The sequence below is a fragment of the Streptomyces lydicus genome, assembly GCF_000717345.1.
In the GTDB taxonomy this organism is placed as follows: domain Bacteria; phylum Actinomycetota; class Actinomycetes; order Streptomycetales; family Streptomycetaceae; genus Streptomyces; species Streptomyces lydicus.
Window position 1 is genome coordinate 1 of record NZ_JNZA01000037.1, and the last position, 24,858, is coordinate 24,858.

Annotated in this window: 22 protein-coding genes; 3 read left to right on the top strand and 19 right to left on the bottom strand. The window is 72.4% G+C overall.

Annotated elements, in window-relative coordinates; translation table 11 throughout:
• Positions 1-140: 140 nt before the first annotated feature.
• Positions 141-1,469 carry a cation diffusion facilitator family transporter gene (locus tag OO62_RS28940; protein ID WP_228332499.1) on the top strand — a complete coding sequence of 443 codons (1,329 nt, stop codon included), beginning with the start codon at positions 141-143 and terminating at the stop codon, positions 1,467-1,469.
• 109 nt (positions 1,470-1,578) lie between these two features.
• Here OO62_RS28940 and OO62_RS28945 read toward each other — a convergent pair whose 3' ends face one another.
• Entirely contained in the window at positions 1,579-3,513 is a 1,935-nt protein-coding gene (locus OO62_RS28945; RefSeq protein WP_398741614.1) for a S9 family peptidase, read from the bottom strand.
• Between the two features lie 69 nt (positions 3,514-3,582).
• Between OO62_RS28945 and OO62_RS28950 the strand changes: the two genes are divergently transcribed.
• The gene (locus OO62_RS28950; RefSeq protein WP_033270590.1) at positions 3,583-4,416 is read left to right on the top strand and encodes a class I SAM-dependent methyltransferase; all 834 of its coding nucleotides are present in this window, start codon (positions 3,583-3,585) and stop codon (positions 4,414-4,416) included.
• 165 nt (positions 4,417-4,581) lie between these two features.
• Complete coding sequence (locus OO62_RS28955; protein ID WP_051733689.1) at positions 4,582-5,649, top strand: hypothetical protein; 1,068 nt, start codon at positions 4,582-4,584, stop codon at positions 5,647-5,649.
• A gap of 79 nt (positions 5,650-5,728) precedes the next feature.
• Here the strand turns inward: OO62_RS28955 and OO62_RS28960 are convergent, their stop codons facing one another.
• The 18 genes from OO62_RS28960 to OO62_RS29045 all read right to left on the bottom strand — a co-directional run bounded on the left by OO62_RS28960 (position 5,729) and on the right by OO62_RS29045 (position 24,857).
• On the bottom strand, positions 5,729-7,021 hold the full coding sequence (locus OO62_RS28960; RefSeq protein ID WP_033270591.1) for a cytochrome P450 family protein: 1,293 nt from the start codon (positions 7,019-7,021) through the stop codon (positions 5,729-5,731).
• Between the two features lie 92 nt (positions 7,022-7,113).
• The gene (locus OO62_RS28965; RefSeq protein WP_033270592.1) at positions 7,114-7,818 is read right to left on the bottom strand and encodes a TetR/AcrR family transcriptional regulator; all 705 of its coding nucleotides are present in this window, start codon (positions 7,816-7,818) and stop codon (positions 7,114-7,116) included.
• Between the two features lie 174 nt (positions 7,819-7,992).
• Positions 7,993-9,345, bottom strand: a complete 1,353-nt coding sequence (locus OO62_RS28970) for an SGNH/GDSL hydrolase family protein (RefSeq protein WP_033270593.1) — start codon at positions 9,343-9,345, stop codon at positions 7,993-7,995.
• A gap of 79 nt (positions 9,346-9,424) precedes the next feature.
• Positions 9,425-9,658, bottom strand: coding sequence for a hypothetical protein (locus tag OO62_RS28975; RefSeq protein WP_033270594.1), 234 nt, complete (start codon positions 9,656-9,658; stop codon positions 9,425-9,427).
• Between the two features lie 86 nt (positions 9,659-9,744).
• Positions 9,745-11,352, bottom strand: a complete 1,608-nt coding sequence (locus OO62_RS28980; protein WP_033270595.1) for an ABC transporter permease — start codon at positions 11,350-11,352, stop codon at positions 9,745-9,747.
• A gap of 4 nt (positions 11,353-11,356) precedes the next feature.
• On the bottom strand, positions 11,357-12,277 hold the full coding sequence (locus OO62_RS28985; RefSeq protein WP_033270596.1) for an ABC transporter ATP-binding protein: 921 nt from the start codon (positions 12,275-12,277) through the stop codon (positions 11,357-11,359).
• Positions 12,278-12,279: 2 nt separating this feature from the next.
• Positions 12,280-12,717: a hypothetical protein gene (locus OO62_RS28990; RefSeq protein WP_228332500.1), complete on the bottom strand. Its 438-nt coding sequence runs from the start codon at positions 12,715-12,717 to the stop codon at positions 12,280-12,282.
• Positions 12,718-12,763: 46 nt separating this feature from the next.
• Entirely contained in the window at positions 12,764-13,933 is a 1,170-nt protein-coding gene (locus tag OO62_RS28995) for a sensor histidine kinase (RefSeq protein ID WP_033270597.1), read from the bottom strand.
• 138 nt (positions 13,934-14,071) lie between these two features.
• Positions 14,072-14,746 carry a response regulator gene (locus tag OO62_RS29000; RefSeq protein WP_033270598.1) on the bottom strand — a complete coding sequence of 225 codons (675 nt, stop codon included), beginning with the start codon at positions 14,744-14,746 and terminating at the stop codon, positions 14,072-14,074.
• 104 nt (positions 14,747-14,850) lie between these two features.
• Complete coding sequence (locus OO62_RS29005; RefSeq protein ID WP_129322997.1) at positions 14,851-15,078, bottom strand: MbtH family protein; 228 nt, start codon at positions 15,076-15,078, stop codon at positions 14,851-14,853.
• 69 nt (positions 15,079-15,147) lie between these two features.
• Positions 15,148-16,092 carry an ArsR/SmtB family transcription factor gene (locus OO62_RS29010; protein WP_051733690.1) on the bottom strand — a complete coding sequence of 315 codons (945 nt, stop codon included), beginning with the start codon at positions 16,090-16,092 and terminating at the stop codon, positions 15,148-15,150.
• Between the two features lie 19 nt (positions 16,093-16,111).
• Positions 16,112-17,017, bottom strand: a complete 906-nt coding sequence (mppR, locus tag OO62_RS29015) for an enduracididine biosynthesis enzyme MppR (protein WP_033270621.1) — start codon at positions 17,015-17,017, stop codon at positions 16,112-16,114.
• On the bottom strand, positions 17,014-18,261 hold the full coding sequence (gene mppQ, locus OO62_RS37145) for an enduracididine biosynthesis enzyme MppQ (RefSeq protein ID WP_051733691.1): 1,248 nt from the start codon (positions 18,259-18,261) through the stop codon (positions 17,014-17,016). Before mppQ ends, mppR begins: the two co-directional genes overlap by 4 nt.
• A complete protein-coding gene (mppP, locus tag OO62_RS29025) occupies positions 18,261-19,391 on the bottom strand; it encodes an enduracididine biosynthesis enzyme MppP (RefSeq protein WP_033270600.1) in 1,131 nt (376 codons plus the stop codon). The genes mppQ and mppP overlap by 1 nt, the downstream gene beginning before the upstream one ends.
• Before the next feature lie 202 nt (positions 19,392-19,593).
• Positions 19,594-20,643 carry a guanitoxin biosynthesis L-enduracididine beta-hydroxylase GntD gene (gntD, locus tag OO62_RS29030; RefSeq protein WP_318533619.1) on the bottom strand — a complete coding sequence of 350 codons (1,050 nt, stop codon included), beginning with the start codon at positions 20,641-20,643 and terminating at the stop codon, positions 19,594-19,596.
• 88 nt (positions 20,644-20,731) lie between these two features.
• The gene (locus OO62_RS29035) at positions 20,732-21,907 is read right to left on the bottom strand and encodes an acyltransferase family protein (RefSeq protein ID WP_051733692.1); all 1,176 of its coding nucleotides are present in this window, start codon (positions 21,905-21,907) and stop codon (positions 20,732-20,734) included.
• A gap of 217 nt (positions 21,908-22,124) precedes the next feature.
• Positions 22,125-23,309 (bottom strand): acyltransferase family protein, encoded by a 1,185-nt coding sequence (locus OO62_RS29040; protein ID WP_051733693.1) that lies wholly within the window; start codon positions 23,307-23,309, stop codon positions 22,125-22,127.
• Positions 23,310-23,519: 210 nt separating this feature from the next.
• Entirely contained in the window at positions 23,520-24,857 is a 1,338-nt protein-coding gene (locus OO62_RS29045) for an MFS transporter (protein WP_051733694.1), read from the bottom strand.
• Position 24,858: the final 1 nt, after the last annotated feature.

Below are 24,858 nucleotides of genomic sequence, written 5' to 3' on the forward strand. Positions count from 1 at the left end.
GACCACCGAGATCTACACAGAGTAGATCGTCGGCAGCGTCAGATGTGTATAAGAGACAGCTCTTGCGACGGTGTCGCACCTGGTCATCGGGCGTATGACCGTTGTAGCCGCAATGCGATCGGCGTGCCACGGTAGGCCGTATGGCAGGCAACCACCCGCATCCGCACGGCCCTGATCGCCACGCCCCCCTCGCCGCCGGCGCCCCCGACGGGCACGACGGCTACGGAGACCCCGCCGGTCACGACAGCCGCCACGAGCACCTCACCGCCGGTGGCCACGCCAATCACGGCCCCGCCGGCCACGGCAGCCACCACGAGCCCCCCGCCGCCGGTGGCCACGCCGACCACGGCCCCGCCGGCCACGGCAGCCACCACGCTCCCGGCGCCGGCCACCCGCACGGTGCGGCGCACGGGGGACCGGAGGAGGCGCATCCGCATCCGCATCCGCGTCCCCATTCGCATGCGCACGGGCGTGGCGGGTGGTGGGCCCGGGTGTGGCATCGGGTCGGGCATGTGGTCGTTCCGCACAGTCACGAGACCGTGGACAAGGTCGATGCGGCGATGGAGACCTCACGCGAGGGCATGCGCACGCTGTGGCTGTCGCTCGGTGTGCTGGGGCTGACCTGTGCGGTGCAGGCGGTGATCGTCGCGGTGTCCGGGTCCGTGGCGCTGCTCGGTGACACCCTCCACAACGGTGCCGACGCCCTCACCGCGGTGCCCCTGGGCATCGCCTTCGTCCTCGGCCGCCGGGCCGCGAACCGCCGCTACACCTACGGCTACGGCCGTGCCGAGGACCTCGCGGGTATCGCCATCGTGCTGACCATCGCGGTCTCCTCTCTCCTTGCCGCCTACGAGGCGGTCGACCGTCTGCTGCACCCCCGTGAGGTGACGCACCTGTGGGCGGTGGCCCTCGCCGCCGTGGCCGGGTTCGTCGGCAACGAGTGGGTGGCCCGCTACCGCATCCGCACCGGCCGCCGGATCGGCTCCGCCGCGCTGGTCGCCGACGGGCTGCACGCCCGGACCGACGGCTTCACCTCCCTCGCCGTGCTCCTCGGCGCCGGCGGCGCCGCCCTCGGCTGGCGCCTGGCCGACCCGCTCATCGGTCTGCTCATCACCGCGGCCCTCCTCGTGGTGCTGCGGGACGCGGCCCGCGAGGTCTACCGGCGCCTGATGGACTCCGTCGATCCCGCGCTCCTCGACACCGCGGAGCGCACCCTGCGCGCCGTGGACGGCGTGCGCGGCATCGGGCAGGTCCGCATGCGGTGGATCGGGCACAGCCTGCGTGCCGAGGCCGAGATCGTCGTCGACTCCACCCTGACGGTGGTCCAGGCACACGCCCTCGCCGTCGCCGCGGAACACGCCCTGATCCACGCGGTGCCGCGGCTCACGGCCGCGACCGTGCACACCGACCACACCGCCGCCGCGGGCACGGACCCGCACGCCGCCCTCGCCCATCACAGCGCCGCCTGAGCGAGGGCTTGTTCTTCTCCTCCCGGGGTGTCCGGTTCTGCTGTCGGGCTTTCCTGTGCTGCGTGTCCTCCGTGTCCTCCGTGCCCTCCGTGGGCCGGTGGGCCCTGGGTCAGGGCTGCTGGGCCGCGGGGGGCTCGTGGTGCTCCGTCTTGGGCTTGAGGTGGCGTTGGGCGAAGTCGAGTTCCAGGCGGACCTGCTTGATGCGCTCCTCCACCACGAGGGAGCCATGACCGGCGTCATAGCGGTAGACCTCGTGCGGGTGGCCGCGCTGCTCCAGCCGCTTGACGTAGTTCTCGACCTGCCGGATCGGGCAGCGGGGGTCGTTGACGCCCGCGGAGATGTAGACCGGGGCCCGGACCGCCTCGACGTACGTCAGCGGGGACGACGCCTCGAAGCGCTCGGGGACCTCCTCGGGCGTGCCGCCGAGGAGGGTGCGGTCCATCGCCTTGAGGGCCTCCATCTCGTCGTTGTACGCCGTGACGTAGTCCGCGACCGGGACCGCCGCCAGGCCCACGGCCCACGCGTCCGGCTGCGTGCCGAGGCCCAGGAGCGTGAGATAGCCGCCCCAGGAGCCGCCGGCCAGTACCAGGCGCTCGGGATCCGCCAGGCCGGACGAGACCGCCCACGCGCGCACCGCGGCGATGTCCTCCAGCTCGATCAGGCCCACGCGGTGCTTGAGGGCGTCCGTCCAGGCCCGGCCGTAGCCCGTCGAGCCGCGGTAGTTGACGCGGACGACGGCGAAGCCGTGGTCCACCCAGGCCGCCGGGGACGAGGCGAAGGCATCGCTGTCGTGCCAGGTCGGGCCGCCATGGATGTCGAAGACCGTCGGGAAGGGCCCGTCGCCGGACGGCTGCTGGACCAGGGCGTGGATCCGGCCGCCGGGGCCCTCCACCCACACGTCCCGCACCGCCACCGAGGCGGGCGCCGCCGCGCCGGGCGGGTCCAGGACGACCTTGCCGCTGGTCGAGCGGACCTCCGGGGGCTGGGCGGCCGACGACCAGAGGAACTCGACGGTGCCGTCCGGCCGCGCCGTCGCGCCCGCGACCGTGCCGGCCGGGGTCTCGACCCGGGTCAGGGGCGGGCCGGCCGCGCCGGACAGGTCGAAGCGCCACAGTTCGCTGCGCGCCTGGTATTCGTGCTCCACCAGCAGTGCGGAGCCGTCCGGATACCAGTCGGCGCCCACATCGCCGGGGAGGTCGATCTCCAGCGGCGTCTCCACGCCCGTCAGCGGGTCCCAGATCATGGGCTCCCAGCGGCCCCGCCGCTGATGTCCCACCAGCAGCCGGGAGTCACCGTCCACCGGCGCGAAGCCCATCACCGACAGGCCCAGCTCCTCGGTCCCGCCGTTGGTGTCGTCCAGCTCCGCGACCGTGGAGCCGTCGGGGCGCACCACACGGATCGCGGAGTGCATCGCGTCGCCGTGCTCGGTGTGCTCCAGGGCGATCAGCGAGCCGTCGTGCGAGAGGTCGCCGACGCCCGCCGACTCACGGTGGCGGTAGATCTCCACCGGCGGCTGTCCCGGCCGGACGAGGTGGACCGTCGAGCCGTCCTCGTCGGTCGAGCGCCCGACGACCGCCGTGCCGTCCCGGCCGATCGCCAGGCCGCCCGGGTACGAGGGGTCGAGGCCCGGGGTGGCGGGCTCGTCCGGGCCGCCGGCGAACGGCTGCCGCATCCAGACGCCGAACTCGTCCCCGTCGGTGTCCGAGAACCACCAGATCCACTCGCCGTCCGGCGACAGGGTGCCGTCCGTCGTGCCGTTCGGCCGGTCCGTGACCTGGCGCTGCCCGCCGGTCGCCCGGTCCCAGGCGTACAGCTCGAAGGTGCCGGTGGCGTTCGAGACGAACAAGGAGCGGTCCGGGGCGTCCTCGGCCCAGTCCGGCAGGCCGATCCGCGGGGCGCGGAAGCGCTTCTCCCAGTCCGGCACGGCGTCGCCCGCTATCGGGGCGGCCTGGCCCGACACCGTCACGGAGGAGCGGCCGGCTTCGGTCGTCGGAGGGTTCGGCTCGGTGGAGTGGTCGGGGCCCGCGGTCGTCTCGTCAGTCATGGGCCCATTCTGCGCCCGGCAGCCCAAATGCGTTGGCGAGGGCCCCAAGCCTGTGGATAACTTCGTGATATGCGAAGACACAACGGCCCCGACGACTGGCGAGAGGCCAATCGCGCCAGGTGGGACGAGCGGGTCGCCCTCCACACCGCGAGCGATTTTTATGACCAGGACCGGTTCCGCCGGGTCCGGGATGTGCTCAGGGCATTCGAGACCGCCGAGGTCGGTGACGTCACCGGCCGGTCCCTGCTGCACCTGCAGTGCCACTTCGGCCAGGACACCCTCTCGTGGGCGCACCGCGGCGCCGCCCGCGTCGTCGGCCTGGACTTCTCCGAACCGGCCGTCGAGGCCGCCCGCGAACTGGCCGCCGAGCTCGGCTACGGCCCGGACCGCGCGGCGTTCGTCGCCGCCGACGTCTACGACGCCGCCGAGGCCGTCCCGGACGACGCCTACGACATCGTCTACACCGGCATCGGCGCCCTGAACTGGCTCCCGGACCTGGAGCGGTGGGCCGACACCGCCGCCTCGCTCGTGGCCCCCGGCGGCTTCCTCTACCTCGCCGAGTTCCACCCGCTGTGCGACGCCCTGGACGACGAGACCGGCTCGCGCATCGTCCACGACTACTTCAGCCGCGACGCCTGGGTCGACGAAGTGCCCGGCAGCTACACGGACTTCGACGCGCAGACGGTCAACAACCGCAGCGTGGAATGGCAGCACCCGATCGGCGAGGTCGTCTCCGCCCTGGCCGGCGCCGGCCTGCACCTGGAATTCCTGCACGAGCACGACATGACGATGTTCCAGCGTTTCGGCACGCTGCGGCGAGCCGACGACGGCTTCTACCGGTTCCCCGGCGACCGCCCCCGCGTCCCGCTGATGTACTCGCTGCGGGCCCGCCGCCCGCGCTGACACCCGCCGGGGGCACCACAGGTCGGCCCCGCACGGGGCGGCTAATCTGTCCGCCCGGCGCTGCCGCGCGTCGTCACGGGCGGCGGTCGCCGGTCGGACAGGGAAGAGCCAACGCCGTGCGGCCGGGCGCCGCACGGAACGGAACAACGGGGGTCAGTTGTGCGGATGCCGATACGTCTCGCGGGTGCCGCGGGCATGGGCGCGCTCCTGCTGCTGGCGGTGGGATGCGCGGGCGGTGACACCGGCCGGAAGCCGGGAGCGGCGGAATCCGTCACGCCCGCCCAGCCGCTGCCGATGAAGCCCACGCCGCGCCGGGCCACCTGGACCGGCTCCGACCACACGGCGCATCCCCTGCGGCTCACGCCCACCCGGCTGGCCCGCGGCTCGGACTCCGACCTGTCGCACATCCGCCTGGACGACGACCTCAAGGGGATGGTGCCGTACTACCTCACCTTCTCCTACACCAACACCGGCAAGGCCACGGTGAAGAACCTGTCCCCGGAGCGGAACTTCTCCGTCAACAGCTCGGACGGCCAGGCCGCCCAGGCCGTCTCGCTGTTCCGGACCGACCCGCTCGCCACCGGCTCCGGGCTGCCGCCCGAGTGCCGTGAGAGCGGCACGTCCGAGCTGGCGGCCGGTGCCACCTCCGCGATCTGCCAGATCTTCATGCTGCCCAAGAGCCGGCCGCCGGCCACCGTCTCCTACAAGGACGACGGCGGTGACACCCTCATGTGGCAGGTCGGCGGCGCCAAGGGCGGCTCCAATGGGCTGCTGGCCCCGGACGTGCCCGCCGACGGCATCACCACGGACAGCCGCGACCGCCCCGTGTCGCTGCGCATCACGCCCAAGGGCGTGCGGACCGGCTCGCTGGCCGACCTGAGCCGCTTCGACCTGGACGCGGACCAGAAGAAGATGATCCCGTTCTACGTCACGATGCAGTACCGCAACAGCGGCAAGTACGACGTGCTGCCGAGCATGAGCGACGGGGTGACGCTGCGGACCGCCGGCGGCCGGACCGTGCGGAAGATGACGCTGCTCGACATCGGCGGCCCCGGGGTCGCCAAGTGCCCCGAGGCCGTCCCCTACAAGATGGTGAAGCCGAACGGCGTGGTCACCGAGTGCTCCGTCCATCTGCTGCCGAAGGGCGACGCCCCGGCCGCCGTCGTCTTCACCGGTGCGGGCGCGGGCTCCCCGTCGGTCACCTGGCGGGCGCAGGTCGACGGCGGGGAGTAGGCGACGGCGGCGGCAAGTCGGCTGCGGTGGGCCGCAGTTGACCGTGCGGGGCGGTGCGTGGCGCCGATCCGGTGGCGGCTCAGCGCAGACGCAGCGGCAGCGCATTCAGCCGCCAGCTGCCCGGTACCGGTGTGCGCTCCAGGGCGTCCGGCGCGACGGCCAGCGACAGCTCGGGGAAGTGCCTGAGCAGGGCGCCGAGGGCGACCTCGCCCTCCTGCTTGGCGAGCGTGGCGCCCAGACAGTAGTGCGCCCCGTGGCCGAACCCCACATGGTTCTCGGCGTGGCCGGCGGGGTGCCGGGTCAGGTCCAGACGGTCGGGTTCGGTGTAGTGGCGCGGATCGCGGTTCGCCGACACCAGGATGAGCTGGACGGCGTCCCCCTTGCGGATCCGGACGCCCGCCAGCTCGACGTCCTCGGCGGCGTAGCGCAGCTGGGTCATGTGCACCGGGCCGCACCAGCGCATCAACTCGTGCACCGCGCGCGGCAGCAGCGCCGGGTCGTCCTTGAGCAGCCGCAGCTGGTCGGGGTGGGTGAGCAGGGCCGCCGTGCCGTTGCCGATGAGGTGCGCGGTGGTCTCGTGGCCGGCCAGGACGACGGTGAGGACCATGGTGACCATCTCGACGTCGCTGAGCCGGCTGCCGTCGTCGTCATGGGTTCGGATCAGCTCGCTGAGCAGGTCGTCGGTGAGCGCCCGGCGCCGCGCCGCGATCAGCTCGTGGATGTGGTCGATCATCGCCGGGAAGGACCGGCTCATCCGGTCCGGCTGCAGCGAGACCAGGTCGGCGCCCCAGGTGCGCCACTGCGGGCGGTCCTCCTCGGGGATGCCGACCAGTTCGCAGATGACGGTGATCGGCAGGGGATAGGCGAAGTGCTGGATCAGGTCGACGACGCCGTCCTCGGCGTGCTCCGGCAGCCGGGCCAGCAGCTCGTCGGCTATCTGTGCGACGCGCGGCCGCAGATCGGTGATCTTCCGCGCGGTGAAGGCCCGGGAGACCAGGCGGCGCAGCCGGGTGTGGTCGGGGGCGTCGTTGTTGAGGATCGAGCCGAGCAGATAGACGCGCAGGTGCTCGGGGAAACCCATCATGTCCATCAGCCGGGACAGCGGGGTGTCCTCGGGGTCCGCGTCCGGCGCCGAGGAGACCGGATTGTTCCGGAACCGCTGGTCCCGCAGGACCTCGCGGACCTCCTCGAAGCGGGTCACGAACCACACGGGGGAGTCGTCCACGAACCGCCCCCGCACGACCGGGCCCTGCTCGCGCAGCGCGCCGTAACCGGCGAACGGATCACCGATCAGCGCCGGATCCATCACGTTCGGTTCGCCCGGGTGCTTGCCGACGTGCTCGGTGAACGTGTTGCTGGGTAATGCCGACATCGTTCGTTCTCCTCGGGTTGGGAGTGGCGGTGTGGCGGGGCGGACCCGGCGCGGTGCCGTTGTGCGGGCGGGCGGCCGGGGAACGGCCGGGGTCAGCGGCGCAGTTGCCGGCGCATCTCCTGCTCGCTCAGCTCGGTCAGCTCCTCGTAGAGGGCGATGACGTCCGGAGCGGCGGCTGCGGCGGCGCGCTGCCGGCCGGCGCCGGCGGGGGTCTCCAGCGCGCAGTGGACGGCCCGGGCGAGGAGCTCGGTACGCACCTCCGCGGGCTCCGGGGCGCGGTCGCCGTGCAGCGCCTCGGACGTGACGAAGCCGGTGGCGATCGCCAGCAGGGTGTACCGCTGGTGCCGGACGTCGGTGTCGTCGCGCACCAGGCCGTGCGCGCGCAGCACCTCCAGATGGCGGCACAGGGTCCGGTCGCTGTGCGCCACCAGCTCCGCGAACTCCTGCTTCGCGGTGTCGTTGAGCCGGCCGAGGGTGTCGGAGTCGGCGGTGTAGACGGCGCGCAGCGCCGGCTCGCCCAGGAAGTCACGGAACAGCCCGCTGACCACCCGGCTGGGCAGGACCTCCAGCGGGTCGGCGCGCATCCGCGCCAACTGGCGCTGCCGGCCCCGGGACTGGACCTTCAGCACGACCGCCAGCAGCAGCGCGTCCTTGGTCCTCCAGTGCAGATACACCGTGCCCTTGCCGACCTTGGCGCGCCGGGCGATCTCGTCGATGGTCACCCGCCCGTACCCCCAGGCGAGCAGCAGCTCCTCGGCCGCCTCCAGGATGCGCTCGGCGCGCTCCGCGCGTTCCACGGTTCCCCCTCCGACTCCGTGACCAGATTTCGAATCTGGTCACGGAGTCAAAGGTAGGCCGGTGCCCGTCCGGGGGAAATGCGCTTTCCGGCCAGCCGGGGCCGGCACGGAAGGAAGCCCCGACCAGGGACGGGGGAACACCTGGTCGGGGCGGTCAGGGGGCGGGCGACGGGGTCAGAGGGCGTTCAGCCGGACGGCGGAGGCCATCGCCAGATAGCCGGCGTCGCTGGGGTGCAGACCGTCCTGGGAGACGTAACCGGGGCGGGAGCGGGCGGGCTGCCGCGGGTCGGTCAGCACCCGGTCGGCGTCCAGGACGGCGTCGTAGGCGTGGCTGGTACGGATCCAGTGGTTGAGCTCCCGGCGGACCTTGTCGCCGGCGGGGGTGGTGAACGGGAAGACCGCGGCGGTGAGCGGCAGGATCGTCACGCCGATGGCCTTCACACCGTGCGCGTGCGCCTCGCGGATGAGGGCACGGTGGCCGTCGATCAGCTGCCGGGCGGTGACCGGCGGGCGGCCCTTGGCGCACCGGTCGCCGTCCCGCGGGCGGGACAGGTCGTTCGCGCCGAGGTGGATGAAGACCGTGCGCAGGGCGGCGCGTTCGCGCAGTTCCCGCTCGAAGCGGGCGATGCCCTTCTCGCCGTAACAGGGGGAGTCGTGCAGCAGCCGGTCGCCGGCCAGGCCGGCGTTGGTCATGCCCTGCGGGCGGCCGGCGGCGATGAGGCGCTCGACGAGCTTGTCGGAAAAGCGGTTGTCCGTGCCGGGGCTGGTTCCCACGCCGTCCATCAGGGAGTCGCCGAAGACCATCAGGGACGAGGTGGAGCCGGTCACCTCGGCGGCGGTCAGGTAGTACCAGGCGTGCGAGGTACGGCGGTCGAAGGCGGCGGCGGCCGGGCTGCGCAGCAGGTCGCCGGGGGCGCGGTAGGAGGTGGCCGTGGTGAAGCGGTGCAGGGTGGCCGGGCCGGTGGGGGCGGTGAAGCGCAGCGAGACGGTGAGCTTCTCCAGGTTGCTGGTGGGCAGGTCGACGGCGTCGGTGACGGTGTCCCGGCCGGTGGGGACGGTGACCGTGGAGGCGCCGTGGAAGGTGAGGGTGCGTACGGTGCCGGGGCGCGCCTTGGCGTCACCGTCCGACCGGGCGACGGTCGCACCGGCCAGGTGCAGCGGCCGGGTGCCGTAGGCGTTGGAGAAGCGCAGCCGCAGGGTGGGGCCGCCGACGCTCAGGCGGATCACCTGGCGCAGCGTCTCGTCGCCGAAGCCCTTCCGGGACCAGTTGGGGCCGTCCTGCGCGTCGTCCGTCGCCTGCTGCACGGCGGCCCCCCAGGTGGCGGTCCACTGCGGGGCCCGGGCGGCGGCGGGCGCGGCCCGTTCGGCGCGCGGCTGCGGCGCCACGGGGGCGCAGGCGCCGGTCAGTGCCACGGCCAGGGCCGTGGCCAGCGTCATCACGGCGGTGGCCTGAAGAGGGCGGGCGGCCGGGTGCGGGTGCCGGCCGGTTGCGCGGGGCGCGGTGGTGCGTCGGCGCCGGAATCGCATCGAAAGCTCCTTGGTTCTGTGCGGATCGAGTTCGTTGATCACCCCCGTTGTCGGTGTGTGCCGGGGCGCTGACGGAAGGTCAGCGGTCGCCGGCATCCGGGGAAGGTATCCCCGGACTGCCGGGCAGGTCATGGGAGTTGGCGCGGTGGAAGTAGGTCGCCACCGATAACAGGATCGCGTTGGCGCTGCGCAACTCGTCCAGCTCGTCCTCCAGTTCCGCGATGCGGCGTTCGGCCTGGAGGGGCCGGGTGTGGCGGGTGTGGTCGACGACGAGGCGGCGGCGGGCGGGGTGGCCGTGGGCGGGATCGGGCACGGTGTTCTCCTCTCTCGGGCGCGCGGGGTGCGCGGGCCCCGGCCCGTCGGCGGGGGACGGGGCGGTTGCCGACGGGGCCGACGGGCTCAGTCGCGGCTGAAGCGGCGCAGGACGCCGGCCATGAAGACGACGGTCAGCAGGGCGGCGGACACCACCACCGTGACCGGCGGCTGGACGGTGGCCAGTTCGCTGCTGTCGCGCAGCGCGCCCATGAAGTCGAAGATGGGCAGGCCGTTGGCGACGGAGTACCACAGCGGCACGTAGACCGCCTGGAAGAGCCGGTGGGTGCGGCTGAGGGTGCCCAGGGCCATGGCCAGGGACGGGATGAACAGGGCTCCGCCGGTCCAGCCCGCGAGGCCCAGCCAGTCGGCCGCGGCGATCAGCCGGATCAGCGGGCCGGCGCCGGCCACGACGGTGACGGTCAGACCCGCGGCCCACTCGGCGAGGATCCGGCGGCGCACCGCGGGATAGGCGCCCAGCATGCCCTCGACGCCGTGTTCGTGGCGCTGGGTGCCCAGCCGGGACCAGATCAGCACCGGCCAGATCCAGGACAGCGGCAGCATCACACGGATGATGCCGTGCAGCTCCGGCGCGGTGAGCCCGCACAGGAAGAGGAACCCGGCGCCCAGCCACCACCACCAGCGCACGCCCTGCAGCAGGATCCGCACCTCGCCGGCCCACAGCCGCAGGGACACCGCGCCCGGCTCCGGACGGGTGCGCAGCAGGGTGGCGACGGAGGGCCGCGACGCGGCGTCGTACGGGCCGACCTCGTCGATGAAGACCGGCTGGACGGTGCCGGCGGCCGGCTCCTGCTTCTCGGCGGCCGACCGGCCCGGGCGGCTGCGCGCGGGGTCGAAGCGGCCGAACCACAGCGCAGGGAGGACGGCGATCGCCGCGGCGATCAGCAGCAGCGTCACCCGGCCCAGCACGTACCCGGCGGTGGGCGTGAAACCGTCCCAGGTGAAGAGCCCGAGGGGCTTGTCGAGGTAGGTCAGGCCGAGGCTGAACGAGCCGTCGACCTCGATGTGCTGGGCGACCATGTCGGCGTACATCGACCGGACCACGCTGTTGACGCCGATGCCGTCGAGCGGCAGCCCCGGGCCCTGCCCCGCCGTGGAGACCACCATCCAGCAGCAGAACCACAGGATGTTGCCCAGGCCGGTGCGCAGCACCGGCAGCGACTCGAAGAGCAGCGCCAGGGCGGCGGTCATCGCCACCAGCGGCAGCGCGATCAGCACGAACGGCTGCCACAGGGCCAGCAGATCGACGTCGCGGGACTCGCCGCGGGCCAGCTGCATGATCAGCGCGGTGACGGCGAGCACGCCGAGCATCGACGTCAGCAGCATCAGATTGCTGAGGAACTTGCCCAGCATGTACGCGGAGGTGCGCAGCGGGGTGGCGGCGAGCAGCTGGCCGACGCGGGTGCTGCGGTCGCGCTCGATGGAGTTGCGGACGATGTAGAAGCCGCCGAGGGTGATCCACAGGCCGGCGGCCAGCGCGGTCACCATGCCGACGTAGGCACTGTTGTAGACCCCGCGGTGATCACCGATCTGCATGATCATCCATTTGGCGTCCGAGTCCGGCACCGCGACGTACCCCAGGGCGACGGCCGCGGCCAGCACCACGACGTACGCGGGACGGCGTACCCGGTCGCGGAAGTCGGCCACCGCGAGGCCGGTGAGCATCTGGAGCATCGCGTCACACCGCCCCGGCCCGCAGCGGCCGTTCGCCGAAGCCCCGGGCGGGCCGGCCGCCCTCGGACTGCCGGATGATGCCCAGGTAGGCGTCCTCCAGGTCGGGCGTCAGCTGCACGGCGCCCTCGTACGGAAGCTCCTTCGACAGCAGCCGGATGCGGACACCCTCGGTGGTGCGCACCAGCCGGCTGACGGTGTACTGCGCCTGCACCGCCGGTACGGACGACGGGTCGACCAGCACCTCCCACACCTGGCCCGCCACCGAACGCAGCAGGTCCTCGGGGGTGCCGCGGCGCTGGAGGCGGCCGCCGGCCATCACCGCGATGTCGGAGGCCACCGACTCGACGTCGGAGACGATGTGGGTGGAGAGCATCACGACCTTCTCGGCCGCCAGCTCGCTGAGCAGGTTGCGGAAGCGGACCCGCTCCTCGGGGTCGAGCCCGGCGGTGGGCTCGTCCACGATGATCACCTGCGGGTCGGCGAGCAGCACCTGGGCGATGCCGACCCGGCGCAGCATGCCGCCCGAGTACTTGCCCAGCGGCCGCTTGACCGCCTCGGTGAGGTTGACCAGCTCCAGGAGCTCGTCGATCCGGGCCTTCGCGGTCCGGGCCGAGACGCCCTTGGCGGCGGCCATGTAGCGCAGGAACTCGCGGGACGTCAGATTCGGGTACACGCCGAAGTCCTGCGGGAGGTAACCGAGCGCCCGGCGCAGCGCGTTGGGCCGGGCCACCGCGTCCTCGCCGTGGAAGAGGACCTTGCCCGACGTGGGGCGGGTGACGGTGGAGGCGATGCGCATCAGCGACGACTTGCCGGCGCCGTTGGGCCCCAGCAGGCCGAGCATGCCGGGCTCCAGGCGCATCGTCAGGTCGTCGACGGCGCGTTTGCCGCCCTTGTAGACCTTGGTGATGTCGACGAGGTCGAGCATGGTCAGTTCTTCCCGCTCAGGGTCTTCTCGCCGTCCTTGGTCACCGCGATGCCCTTGGGGACCTCGACCTTGAACTTGGCGTCGCAGATCGCGATGCCGCTGCAGCCGGCGTCGATGTCGAGGGTGTCGCCCTTGAGGGTCCACTTCAGGTGCTCGCTGCCCGCGGCGGAGTCGAACCAGCGGGTGACCTTGATGTCCTTGCGGTCGGCGGCGACGACCTTGGTGGCGACCTCGTGCGTGGTCAGCTTCAGGGACTTGCCGGCGTACGCGAAGGTCTTTGCCTCCGGCTTCGCCTTCGAGGCGTCCACGGAGCAGCCGGTGAGGCCGAAGGTGGCGGCGACGGCCGCCACCGCGACGACGAGCGTGGCGGGCCGCTTCGAGATGGTGCCTGAGAACATCGGTTCCTCCAGGGAGACGGGGTGCTGCACTGCAGTGAGCATCCCGTTTCCCGGCGGCCGCCACATCTGCCGATCGGCAGATATCGGCTCAGCGGATCGCGGGCGCCGGCAGCAGGCAGCGCACCCGCCACCCCGGGCCGTGCGGGCCCGCCTCCAGCCGGCCGCCGAGGGCGCCGACCCGCTCCTCCAGGCCCGCCAGGCCGGTGCCGCCGCCCTGCCGGGTGCCCGCGGGCGCCCCGGGGCCCGCGTCGTCGGCCACCGCGATCTCCACCGCCCGGTCGGCGGTCCGGCCGGCGAACACCTCGACCCGCCCCGCCTGCGGAGCGTGCCGCCGTACGTTGGTCAGCGCCTCCAGCACCACCCGGTACGCGGTGTCCTCGGCCTCCCGCGAGAGGGTGCCGGCCACCTCGTCCTCCAGGGACAGCGCCACCTCGGCCGCGGCCATCGACGAGAACCGGCCGACGAGCTCGGGCAGGTCCGCCAGGCCGTAGAGCCGGGTGGGCGGCGGCTCGCCCCACTTGCGGCCGTCCGCCTCCCGCAGCGTGGTCACCGTCTGGTCCATGGAGTCCAGGGCCCGCAGCCCGGCCTTCTCGATGCGCTGCAGCAGCGCCCGGGTCTCCTCCGGGCTCGCGTCGCCGAGCTGCGCCGCCTGGGCCTCCAGCACGATGCCGGTCACCTCGTGGGCGACGAAGTCGTGCAGGTCGCGGGCCACTTCGAGGCGCTGCTCGCGCCGGGCCGACACCACGGCATGCGCCCGGCGGTTGTCCAGCGACCGCAGATACAGGCCGATGCCCGTCGCGACGGCGGCCGGGAAGAGGGCCACCGAGGTGGCGAACACCGACTCCTTCAGGCCCGCGGCGGGCGCGTGCAGGGTGAACCGCAGCGGCAGCAGGACCGCGGCGGCGCCGGTCAGCGCGCCGGCGAAGGCCACCCGGCGCCCCGGCACATGGCGCACCACCCGCTCCAGCAGGACGAGCAGCGCGACCGTCTCGAACGGGTACCACAGGATCACCAGGCCGGGCTGCCCGAAGTAGCCGCCGTCCGCGGCGAGGGAGAGCAGCGCGGCGCCGCCCGCCGCCTGCGCCAGCGAGATCCGGCCGGCCGGCCAGGCCAGGATCGCCACGGCCAGCGTCACCGCGGCCAGCACCGCCAGCAGCCAGGCACTCGGGGGCGATATCACGGCGGGGGCGAGCATCAGCGCCGCGGCCACTCCGGCCCACCGGCCGCGCCTTTGCCGGGGAGGAATGTCGTCATTCATGGGGCGAGGCTACGCACATTCCCCGGGCCGCGGGACGCGAAGCACAGGACGGAAATCGCGGCATCTGCCGTTCGGCAGATTTCCCTGCGGACGGCTCCGGACCGGCGCCACGGCGACCGGCCCGGAGCCCGCGGGAAATCAGCCGGGAGTCTGCCCGGTGGCATATCCCAGCTCCCAGGCCCGCACCGCGACGCCGACGCGATTCCGCACCTGGAGCTTGCGCTGAATGCTGGCGACATGCGTCTTGACGGTGCCCGCCGAGATGAACAGCTCCCGTGCGATATCGGAATTGGTCTTGCCCTCGGCGACCTTTCCGGCGATCTCCACCTCACGCTCGGTCAGCACCGTGTCGCGCTGCCGCCGGGGCCGCCGGCCGCCGTTCGTCGGACCGGTGACGTGCTGGAGCAGCCGGACCGTGATCGAGGGGCTGATCAGGCTGTCCCCGGCCATCGCGGCCCGCACCGCCTCGACCAGCAGGGTCGGCCCGGAGCGCTTGAGCAGGAAACCGGAGGCGCCGAAGCGCAGCGCGGGATAGACGTATTCGTCGAGGTCGAAGGTCGTCACGATCACGATGCGGACCGGGTGGGCGGCGGCCGGGTCGGCCAGCCGGCGGGTCACCTCCAGGCCGTCCATCCGCGGCATGCGGATGTCGACCAGCGCGACGTCCGGGGTGAGCGTGCGCCCCAGTTCCACGGCCTCCACGCCGTTCGCCGCCTCGCCGACCACTTCCATGTCGGGCTGGCTCTCCACGATGCGGCGTATTCCCCGACGGACCATCTCCTGGTCGTCGGCAATGAGTAGACGAATAGTCACGTGCAGGAATTCTGCCGTACGACGGGGAAGAACGGGACTTCTTCCCCGGGACCGCCGGTGAACTTCTCGGAAGGCCGGCGGTCCCGGAGAAAGAACCTGGTAGGTCAGACCGACTCGGCGGTCGTTTCCATCGCCTTCACCAGGCTGCGCGGCCGCATGTCGGTCCAGTTCTCGGTGACGAAGTCCAGCGCCGTCTGGCGGTCGGTCTCCGCGAGGGCCACCGTCCAGCCCGCGGGCACCTCGGCGAAGGCCGGCCAGAGCGAATGCTGGTCCTCGTCGTTGACCAGCACCAGATACCTGCCGTCGGGGTCGTCGAAGGGGTTAGCGCCCACTGTCGTGTCCTCTCCTGTCATGGGTGCGGGGGCGGCCGCCCGCCGGAGCGGGGCCGGCCGCCCGGACGGTCAGACCGCCTGCCGGTCGGTGCCGGGGCCGATGCGATTGAACTGCACGGACCGCACCCGCTGAGCGGGTACGCGCGAAACCGGTACGGAAAGCGGGGCGACGAGGTGTTCGCTGCTGCGGAGCAGCGCGGTGCCGAGGGGCGTGAGGGCGTGCAGCGCGGTGTTGCGGTTGCGGGACGTGGTCACCAGCCCGGATCTTCGCAGCACCGCCGCGTGCTTGCTGGCACCGGCCAGCGAGATGCCCAGCCGGTCGGCCAGCTCACCCGTCGAGCAGCCCTCGGTGAGCGCTTCGAGCGCGGCCGCCCTGGTGTGCCCCACCAGCGCGCCCAGCGCCTGCTCGTCGTGCTCCGGCGTCCCCCAGATGTCCCCTCGCGACGAGGCCTTCACCGGGAAGACCAGCGCCGGCATGGCGTCCTTGCCGACCGCCGTGACGAACGAACAGGACTGCTCCGACAGGAAGAACGACGGGCACAGCAGCAGCCCGCGGCCGTCCAGATGGACGTCGCGGTTGGGTCCGTGGCGCACCTCCAGCACCGGCGCGCGCCAGCGGACCTTGGGGTGCACCGACCCGAGCAGCCGCTCGACGCCGTGCGAGATGGCCACCCTGCCCCAGCCCTCGCGGGCACCGTCGAGGTGCCCGCGGATCTGGCTCCAGTGCGGCAGCACGGCCACCCGGCACAGCTCGGCCAGCAGCCGGGCGCCGGTGCGCTCCTCGCCCGCCGTCACATGGTCGGGATCGGGTCCCGAGGTGAAGGCGTCGGCAAAGGCGGCAGGTAATTCGTCCAGGGTGCGGAACTGCTGCGACAGCGCCGTGAACCGGGCCGCGTCCCGGCCCAGTTCCGCCCGGACGCTGCGGCGCCATTCGTGGAAGGCGACGTCTCCGTTGCGGCCGAAGAGGTACAGCGCGAAAGCGCTCTCGGCGAGCGGCCCGAGAGTCGCCAGCATGCGGGTATGGGCTATGTCCTCAACTGTGAAATGGATCCTCAGCACTTGGTCCCCCGTGGTCATGGCTGATGCCGTTCGATACCGAGTAGTCGCTGAGCAGCCGGCCTCCGTGCAAGGTCTCCCCGTACGAGAACACGTGGCCGGCGACTGTCTCCAACGGTGCGAGCGCCTGGAAATCATCCCCCAGACCGGCAAAGAATGTGAGATCTCCTGATCCGGTCCAGATCGGGGAGAATTCCACGTCGCTGACCTCGGAGGCGACCAGCTTCGGCCGCGGTCCGTCTCCGGAGGGCACCCACTCCGGGAACATCAGCGTGTGTGCGAGCGGCACGTCGTGCAGTGCCGGCCGCTGGTCGGTCGAGCGCTCCACGGTCACCGACGCCTCGACGACCCGCCGGCCGTTGACGGTCAGTGCGCCGTCGAAGCGGCCGCCCGGTGCCAGGCGGGAGCCCGCCTTGCCGACCGTGATCGGCCAGCTCTGGTGGACCACCCCGAACTGCTTGGGCATCCCCTGCACCCAGCCGCGCATCATGGGCACGGCCTGGTCCACCCAGGCGTACGGGGCGCGGGCCATCGGGCGGCCCTCGAACTCGCAGCTGAGGAGGATCAGGAACTCCCCGAACTGGCAGTGCCCGGGGTCGGTCAGCTCCGCTCCGTCCGCAGAGCACCACTGCCAGGTGGCGAACACCGCGGCCGCGGCCCCCGGGTCGGCCCCCGGCTCCAGGCCCGGTGGCAGGAAGCGGCGGGCGGCGTCCGGGTCGACGCGGTAGTCGACCATGATCACCTCGCCGGAGAAGTGCCACGGCGGCGGGGTGAGCATCGCCGACTCGCCGGTCGGCGAGAGCGGCAGGCTGTAGCCGACGGGACCGGTGCTGCCCGGACCGGCCGCTGAGGGCCTGCCGTGGGTCCCGATGCTGGTCGTCACGATCTCACTCCGATCTCGGGCGCCGGCGTGCTGCCGGCCCATGCGGTGGTCAGCTGCTGTGCGGCCTGCTGCAATAAAGCGGGCGGGTTGAAGCTGTAGGCCAGCCGGACGCCCGTTCCCCGGGGCGTGCCGAAGCGCGAGCCCGCGGCGATCCTGACGCCGGCCCCGGCGGCACGGTCGAGCAGCCCGGGCTCGTCCTCGCCGTCCTTGAAGCGCAGCCACAGGAAGAACCCTCCCTGGGGCGTGCGAAGTTCCAGCCGGTCTCCCGCCGTCGCGCGCAACGTTCCCGCGAGGGCATCCCTACGGGCCCGCAACGCGGCCCGGAAGGCCGTCAGATGGCGGTCGTAGGCGCCGCTCGCGAGCAGGGTGCTCACGGCGAGGGACGTGGTGTGGTTGAGCGAGCCACCGCTGACGAACAGGCCGTGCGAGGCCAGCCGGGCGGCCAGCGCGCGGTCGGTGAGCAGCCAGCCCAGGCGCAGGCCGGGGCCGAGCGTCTTGGAGAAGCTGCACAGCCGGACCACCCCGCGGTAGCCGGCCAGGGCGGCCAGCGACGGCGGGGGAGTGCGGCCCTCGTCGAGGGACAGTTCCGCGTAGGCGTCGTCCTCCACGATCAGTACGTCGTGCCGGGCGGCCACCTCCAGCAGGGCGCGGCGGCGCGCCGGCGGCATGGTGCGGCCGGTGGGGTTGTGGTGGGTGGGGGTGAGGTAGATGAACGCGGTCCGCTCGCCGGCGGCCGCGGCCCGGGCCAGGGCGTGGTCCAGCGCCTCGGGCAGCATGCCCGAGTCGTCCGTGCCGACGTCGCCCAGCCGCAGCCGGCAGTCCCGGAAAATCTGTCGGCCCAGGTCGTAACAGAGCTCCTCCGCCAGCACTGTGTCGCCCGGGGCCGCCAGTGAGGTGGCCAGCAGGTAGAGGGCCTGGGACGTGCCGGACGTCAGCAGGACCTGTTCCGCGTCGCAGGGGTGGCCGTCCGCCGCGGCGGCCCGGGCGGCCAGCAGGGCGCGCAGCGGCTGCGCGCCCGGATCGTGGCCGTAGCCCAGCGCCGCCGCGCCGTACTCCGCCAGCGCCTGCCCGTACGCCTCCTTGAGGAGGTGTACGGGCAGCAGGGCCGGCTCGATGTAGCCGGGCCCCAGGTCGAGCACGCCGGCGGGGGCGACCTCCTGCACGACGCCGGGACGCCACTGCCGGACGTGCGACAGCGCGGACGCGGAGCCGTGCGGGAGCCCTGCCTGGTCGAGTCGGGTCATCAACGGTTTTTCAGGACGTGGCGCAGGGCGCGGACGGACTGGGCCAGCGGGTCCGTGGAGCGGGCCAGTGCCAGGCGCAGGGTGTGGTCGCCCTCGGTCGGGTTCGCCCAGTGGAACGGGCGGCACGGCAGCGCGTAGACGTTGTGCTCCCGCAGCCGGTCCCAGACCTGGGTGCCCGTCAGGTCGTCGATGCCGACCCGCTCGACGCTGGCGCGGCTGTCGGGGTCGGGAACGGTGACCCCGGGCAGCCCGGCCAGCTCGGCGCGCACCATGGCGCGGTTGCCGGCGATGAAGCGGTGCAGCTCCTCCAGGCCGCCGGCCGCCGCGTCCTCCGAGAAGCGCCGCACCATCGCCAGGATCAGCGGGGAGACGCCGAGCAGGATGTCGGAGTAGATCTTCTCGACCGGCAGCCCGAGGTTCTCGGAGTGGACCAGCATGCCGACCTTGAGGTCCAGGGTCGGCCAGAGCTTGCCGGTGTCCTCGATGACGACCCAGCGCACGCCACTGGCCTCGAGGACCTCGTAGTGGTCGTAGTGGGCACGGGTGTCGAAGCCGCGGAAGGACGTGTCCAGCGCCAGGATCACGCCGGCGGCGGCGCACTGCTCGGCGAGCCGGGTCAGGCGCTCCTTGGAGACGACCCGGCCGGTGGGGTTGTTCGGGGTGGTCAGGAAGACGCAGCCCACCGACGCGAGCAGGCTCGCGTCCAGGTCGTCGCCGTGCAGCGGGTCCTCGGCCAGCGGCACCAGCTTCAGGCCGTTGCCGCGCAGCAGGTCGGCGATGTTGTCGAAGGTCGGGTGGACCAGGGCCACCGTGTCGATGGTCTCCGCCAGCGAGCGGGAGAGGATCTCCATGGCGACCGAGGACGAGTAGCAGCTCAGCACCCGGCCGGGGGCCGAGGGGTAGCTGTGCTGGCCCAGGGCGGTGAAGAAGGCGGCGTGCGCCTCCTGTTCGAGCTCCTCGACGGGGCGCTTCTCGCCCTCGGCGAAGAGCAGCGGCAGATCGTCGACGATCTTGCTCTGGCCGGCCGTGAGCGCCTGCCGGGCGTGGCCGTCAGCGATGTTGAACTCGCTGTTCAGGGCCAGGAACTCCAGTTGGGTGAGGTTTCCGGTGTCACCTTCGGACTCCCCCATTGCGGCCTTTACTTGCTGCGTTCCGGACACAGGTACCTCGCAGAGACGTAAGGATTCCCAGTTGCGGGATGACATGGGCCCGCGCGGCGACCGCCACGGGAAGGCTCCCGGGCGGCGCCGTGCGAAATGCGGCGTGCGGTCACGCGGTTCCGACGGCCGGGGGTCAGCCGGCCGGCGGGTGCGGCCACGCCGCGGCGTGAGGTCAGTAGATGACGCGGGTGTGCGCGGCGAGCCTGGCCTCACGCGACTTGCGCAGGTCCCGGGCCACGTTGAGCCGGCGCAGCCAGCGGTCCGTACCGTCGAAGCGGGCACGGAACGGCTTGCGTCCGTGGACGACGCGGTAGTTGTCGATGAAAACGATGTCACCGGGGCTGAGGACGACACCGGACATGGCGTCGTCGATCGCGGCACCGATGGTGTCCAGCGCCTGCTGCTCGGCCTCGCCCTGGACGCCCTGCATGTAGTGCGGGTCGATCCGCAGGTACGGGGCGTCGGGGTCGCCGAAGAGCACGGCGACCGGCTCCGGCGACTCCATGGCCGAGGCCACCCGCTGCCGGCTGCGCTCGCGCAGCTCGCGCTCGCGGGCGCTCTCGTCCCCGGCCTGCCCGCCGGCGATGCGGTGCGCGTCGTCGGGCAGGATCCGGAAGCGCTCCTGGGAGAGGACCTCCCGGGTCTCGTCGTCGAGCACCACGTCGGCGATGTCGCAGGCGGTGGTCTCGACGCCGTCCGGATTGCGCAGGCACATCAGGCCGAGGTAGTCCGTGCGCAGCGGGTGGAAGGCGTCCTCGGTGTGCCAGGTCAGCGTCTCCTCGCTGCCCCAGCCGATCTGCTCGTGCTCGAAGCCCTGGACGGGGTAGACGTCGTGCATGATGAAGCCGTCCTGCTGGGTGGCCCACCCGATGGGGTCGCCCAGCAGATTGGCTATCAGGTAGAACGCGATGTCCTGCCGCAGCGAGGTGGACGGCACCGGCTTGTGCCGGCGGTCCGCCGGGGTCTCCCCGAGCGCCGCGTCGTCGACGGACAGGCCGCTGACGACGAGGATGCCGGACTTCTCGGTGCTGCGGTACTCGTGCAGCGCCCGGCGCACCCGCCGCGGCAGCTCGTCCGCGTAGAGCCGGCTCTCGGCCTGGAACTCGGTCGATTCCACGGTGTCGTAGCGGCGGCTGAGTTCGTCGGCCACTGCTTCGATTGCGGCGACGTCGTCATCCTGCAGATGGTGCGTGAGCACTGCACGTCCCTCCAGATAGGGCACCCCGATTGATCGAATCCGGTGCCGAACGCCTGGTCAGAAGAGATCTTTGCCGGTTTCGAGCGGGTGTTCCAGAACCTTTACTTCCCAGCTAAATTGCCCCGTCCTTCACAGGGAGCGCACTGGCCACTTCAGTCACAGGAGTCTTGGTCCGGGCCCGCGACCAGCGGCGCATCGCCTGCTTCTCCACCCCGTTGTGCAGCAGCCACGCGAGCAGCAGCGAGACCGCGAAACCGGCGGCGATCAGCGCGATGCCGGTCGGCACGCTCCAGGTGTGGCCGACCAGTTCGCCCTCCTCCTCGGTGTGGCCGAGCAGCAGGTGGCCGTACTTGAGGACCAGGTTGTGCAGCAGGTAGAAGGCGAAGGAGAGCTCGCCGAACCAGACCATGACCTTGCCGCCGAACAGGGTGCCCCGGCCGTCGGCGTCCGCCACCGCGCAGGCGGCGGTCAGCAGGGCGACCGGCAGCACGGTCACCGCGCTCAGCCGGAACAGGTACGGCACCTGCTGGGCGGCCCAGTACGCCGCCACCACCAGCAGCGCGGCCGGCAGCACCGGCAGGCGTATCCACTTGCCGGTCAGCACGATCCGGGCCATCAGCATGCCCAGTACGCACTCCAGCAGCCGGAAGAGCGGGAAGAAGTAGGCGAACCAGTACTGGCTGACGGACACCCCGCCGAGCGGCATCTGCGGGGTGTCCGGCAGCGCGGTCAGCGCGATCGCGGGGACGGCGGCCACGCCGACGACCGCGGCGCCGACCCAGTACCACAGCCGGGCCGGAGCGATCTTGTTCACCAGGACCAGCAGGGCCGGGAACAGCGCGTAGAACACCACGTCCACCGCCAGCGACCAGCTGACGCTGTTGCCGGTGTCGGTGAACGCCGGGTCGGGCACCCAGGACTGCACGAGGAAGAGCTGGGTGACCGACGGCAGCAGCCCGACGCTCAGCCCGACCGACGTGATCAGCACCAGGGCGAGCACGTACGTCGCCAGGTGGTTGGGGAAGACCCGGAAGAAGCGCCGCCGCCAGAACTTGCGCGGGGTGTCCGTCGGCCGGTACGACCACGTGATCACGAAGCCGCTCAACACGAAGAAGAACGACACCGCGACATAGCCGGTGTTCCCCATCGCGTCGAGGAAGCCCCAGCTCGCCTTCGCGTCGCTGAAGACCCCCTCGAACGCGGCATGGGTGAGGAAGACCGGCAGCATGGCGATGAAGCGCAGCCCGGTCAGGGATCTGAGGTTCGGGTTGGATGGTCGTGTCTGCATGCGGACCCCTCGCCAGATGGGCGACAGGTGGTGCGGGCGGGACGGTGCGCTGCAACGGCGGCCGCACCACCGTCTGCTGTTGGATGACCCGGGTGCGGTCGCCGGCACCGGACCTCCACGGCGCGCGCGGACTTCTGGCAGCGGTCAGCCTTGCTCCCCCGTTGTGCGGGAAGTTTGGCCGAGACCTTTCGCACACTCCACACGTTTCACTTCGCAGCTAAGTTGCCGGCACCTTCGCCGGCGGGCGCGGTGCCGCCTGGCGCCGCGGACGGGACCACCGACGCATCACCGGCTTCTCCACGCCGTTGTGCAGCAGCCAGGCGAGCGCCATCGACACCACGAACGACAGCGCGATCATCCCGATGCCGCCGGCGGTGCCCCAGGTCCGGGGCAGCACCCCGCCGTCCGCGTCGCGCGGGCTGAGCAGGACGTGCCCGTACGCCAGGATCACCTGGTGCACGAGGTAGAAGGCGAAGGAGAGCTCACCGAGCCACACCATCGCCCGGCTGCCCAGGGGAGTGCCCCGGCCCTCGGCGTCCGCCACCGCGAGGGCGGCGGTCAGCAGCGCGAGCGGGACGACCAGCACCGCGCTCAGCCGGTAGAGGAAGGGCAGCTGCTGGGCGACGACGTACCCGACGGCCACCAGGGCCGCGGCGGGCAGCACGCCCAGGCGTATCCACTTGCCGGTCAGGACGATCCGGGCCATCAGCATGCCCAGCACGCACTCCACGGCGCGGGAGAGCGGGAAGAAGTAGGTGAACCAGTACTGGCTGCGCGAGACACCGCCCACCGCCATCGCCGGGGTGTCCGGCAGCAGGGTCAGCGCCACCGTGGGGAGGGCGACGACCAGCAGGGCCACCGCACCGGCCGCGTACCACAGGCGAGTTGGCTTGATCTTGTTCACCAGGAGCAGCAGCACCGGGAACAGCGCGTAGAACGCCACATCGGCGCCCAGCGACCAGGTGACGGTGTTGCCGGTGTCGATGAACAGCGGGTCGGGCACCCAGGCGTGCACCAGGAAGAGCTGGGCGACCATGCCGGGAACGTCGAACGCGGTGCCCGCCGCCAGCATCAGCGCCACCGCGAACACATAGGCCACGAGGTGGTTGGGGAACACCCGGAACGCCCGCCGCCGCCAGAACCGGCGGGTGGTGTCGGTGGAGCGGTACGACCAGGTGATGACGAAGCCGCTGAGGATGAAGAAGAACGACACCGACGCGTAGCCGGCGGAGCCCATCGCGTCGAGGAAGCCCCAGCTCTTCCTCGGATCGGTGAAGACGCCCTCGAACGCCGCGTGGGTGAGGAAGACGGGTAACAACGCCACGAACCGTAAGCCCGTCAGGGACCGCAGGTTCGGGGTCGGTGGTGTCGGGCGTGCGGTGTGGGGGGTGGTGGTCGGCATACGGGACCCTTCGCCGGCCGCGCGGCGCACCGCCGAAGTGGCCCGGACGGGTCCTGAGGACCGACCCGGGACCCCCGCACCGAGGTCGCGCGGACATCTCCAGTTGGTGATCTCCGAGCATCGCCGGAACCCCGCGGTGGTTCCATGTCCTTTACCGTGGAGTCAAGTTGGCAGCTCACCGGCCGGTCCGGCGCACCGGCTGCGGGCCGGTCAGGAGGCGCGGGGTCCGGGGGCCGGGAACCGCCGCAGGGTGGGGCTGGCGGTCGCCGCGAGCGCGACCAGCACCAGGCAGCCGGCGCAGAGCAGCACCGCGGCCGTGCCCCCGCCGGCCAGACCGGTCAGCGCCCCGCCGAGCGCCGGGCCCGCCACACCGGCGCCGCCGGAGCAGAACCCGGCGACCCCGCTCATCCGGCCCCGCAGCGCGTCCGGCGTGACCGTCAACTGGTACGTGAGGACCGTGGTGTTGGCGAGCGGTGCGAAGAAGGCCATGACGGCCAGCAGCGCACCCTGGGGCAGGCCGGTCGGCACCACCGCCATCAGGGCGGCGCCCAGGGCCGCGGTCCAGGTGAAGCCCAGGAGGATCACCGGCGGCCGGGCCACGGCGTGCAGCCGGGCCGCGAAGAGCCCGCCGAGCAGCCCTCCGGCGCCGAAGCAGGCCATCGTCAGGCCCAGTTCGCCCGGGCCGACCCGGTCCTCGCCGGACATGGCGAGCAGCACGATCAGCAGGGCGCTGAAGACCAGGTTGGTGACCATCATCCACGCCATCGTCGTGCGGATCACCGGCTGCCCCAGCACCCAGCGGAACCCGGCCGCGATGTCCCGGCCGGCCGGCTCCCCGGCACCGTCCGCGCCGTCCGTACCGTCCGCCTCACCCGTACCGTCCGCACCGTTGGCGGCCGGCGTGCCCGCCCCGGCCGCCGTGCCGGCCCGCCCGCGCGGCAGCCGCAGGAAGCACAGCGCCACCGACGACAGCGCGAACATCACCGCGTTGGCCAGGAACGGGCCGAGCGGCAGCGCGGAGAAGAGGAAACCGGCGACGCCCGGCCCCACCAGGGTGGCGACGTACGGGCGGGCCGCGTTGCGGGCCACCGCCGTGGACAGCTGATCGGGCGGCACCACCTGCGGCAGTGCCGCATGCTCGGCCGGGTCGAAGACCGAGCCGAGGAGCCCCTCCAGCACCACCACCAGCAGCACGTGCCAGAACGCGTACCGGTCCAGCAGCAGCGCACCGGCCAGGCTCGCCATGCCCAGCACCCGCAGCAGCTGGCAGCCCAGCATCAGCGCGCGGCGGTCCCAGCGGTCGGCGATCATCCCCGCCGGCACCACCGCGACCATGTGCGCGGCGGCCAGCGCGGAGGACGCCAGCCCCAGCTGGAGGGGCGAGCCGTGGCGGGCCAGGATCAGCAGCGGGACGGCCACCGCGGCCACTTCCATGGCCAGTTCGGACATCAGCTGGCTGGACCACAGGATGTTGTAGGCGCGGTTGCGGGACAACGGCACGGCCGCGCCACCGCGGGCCGCCGCCGTCTCCGTGGGGGCGGTGGTCATC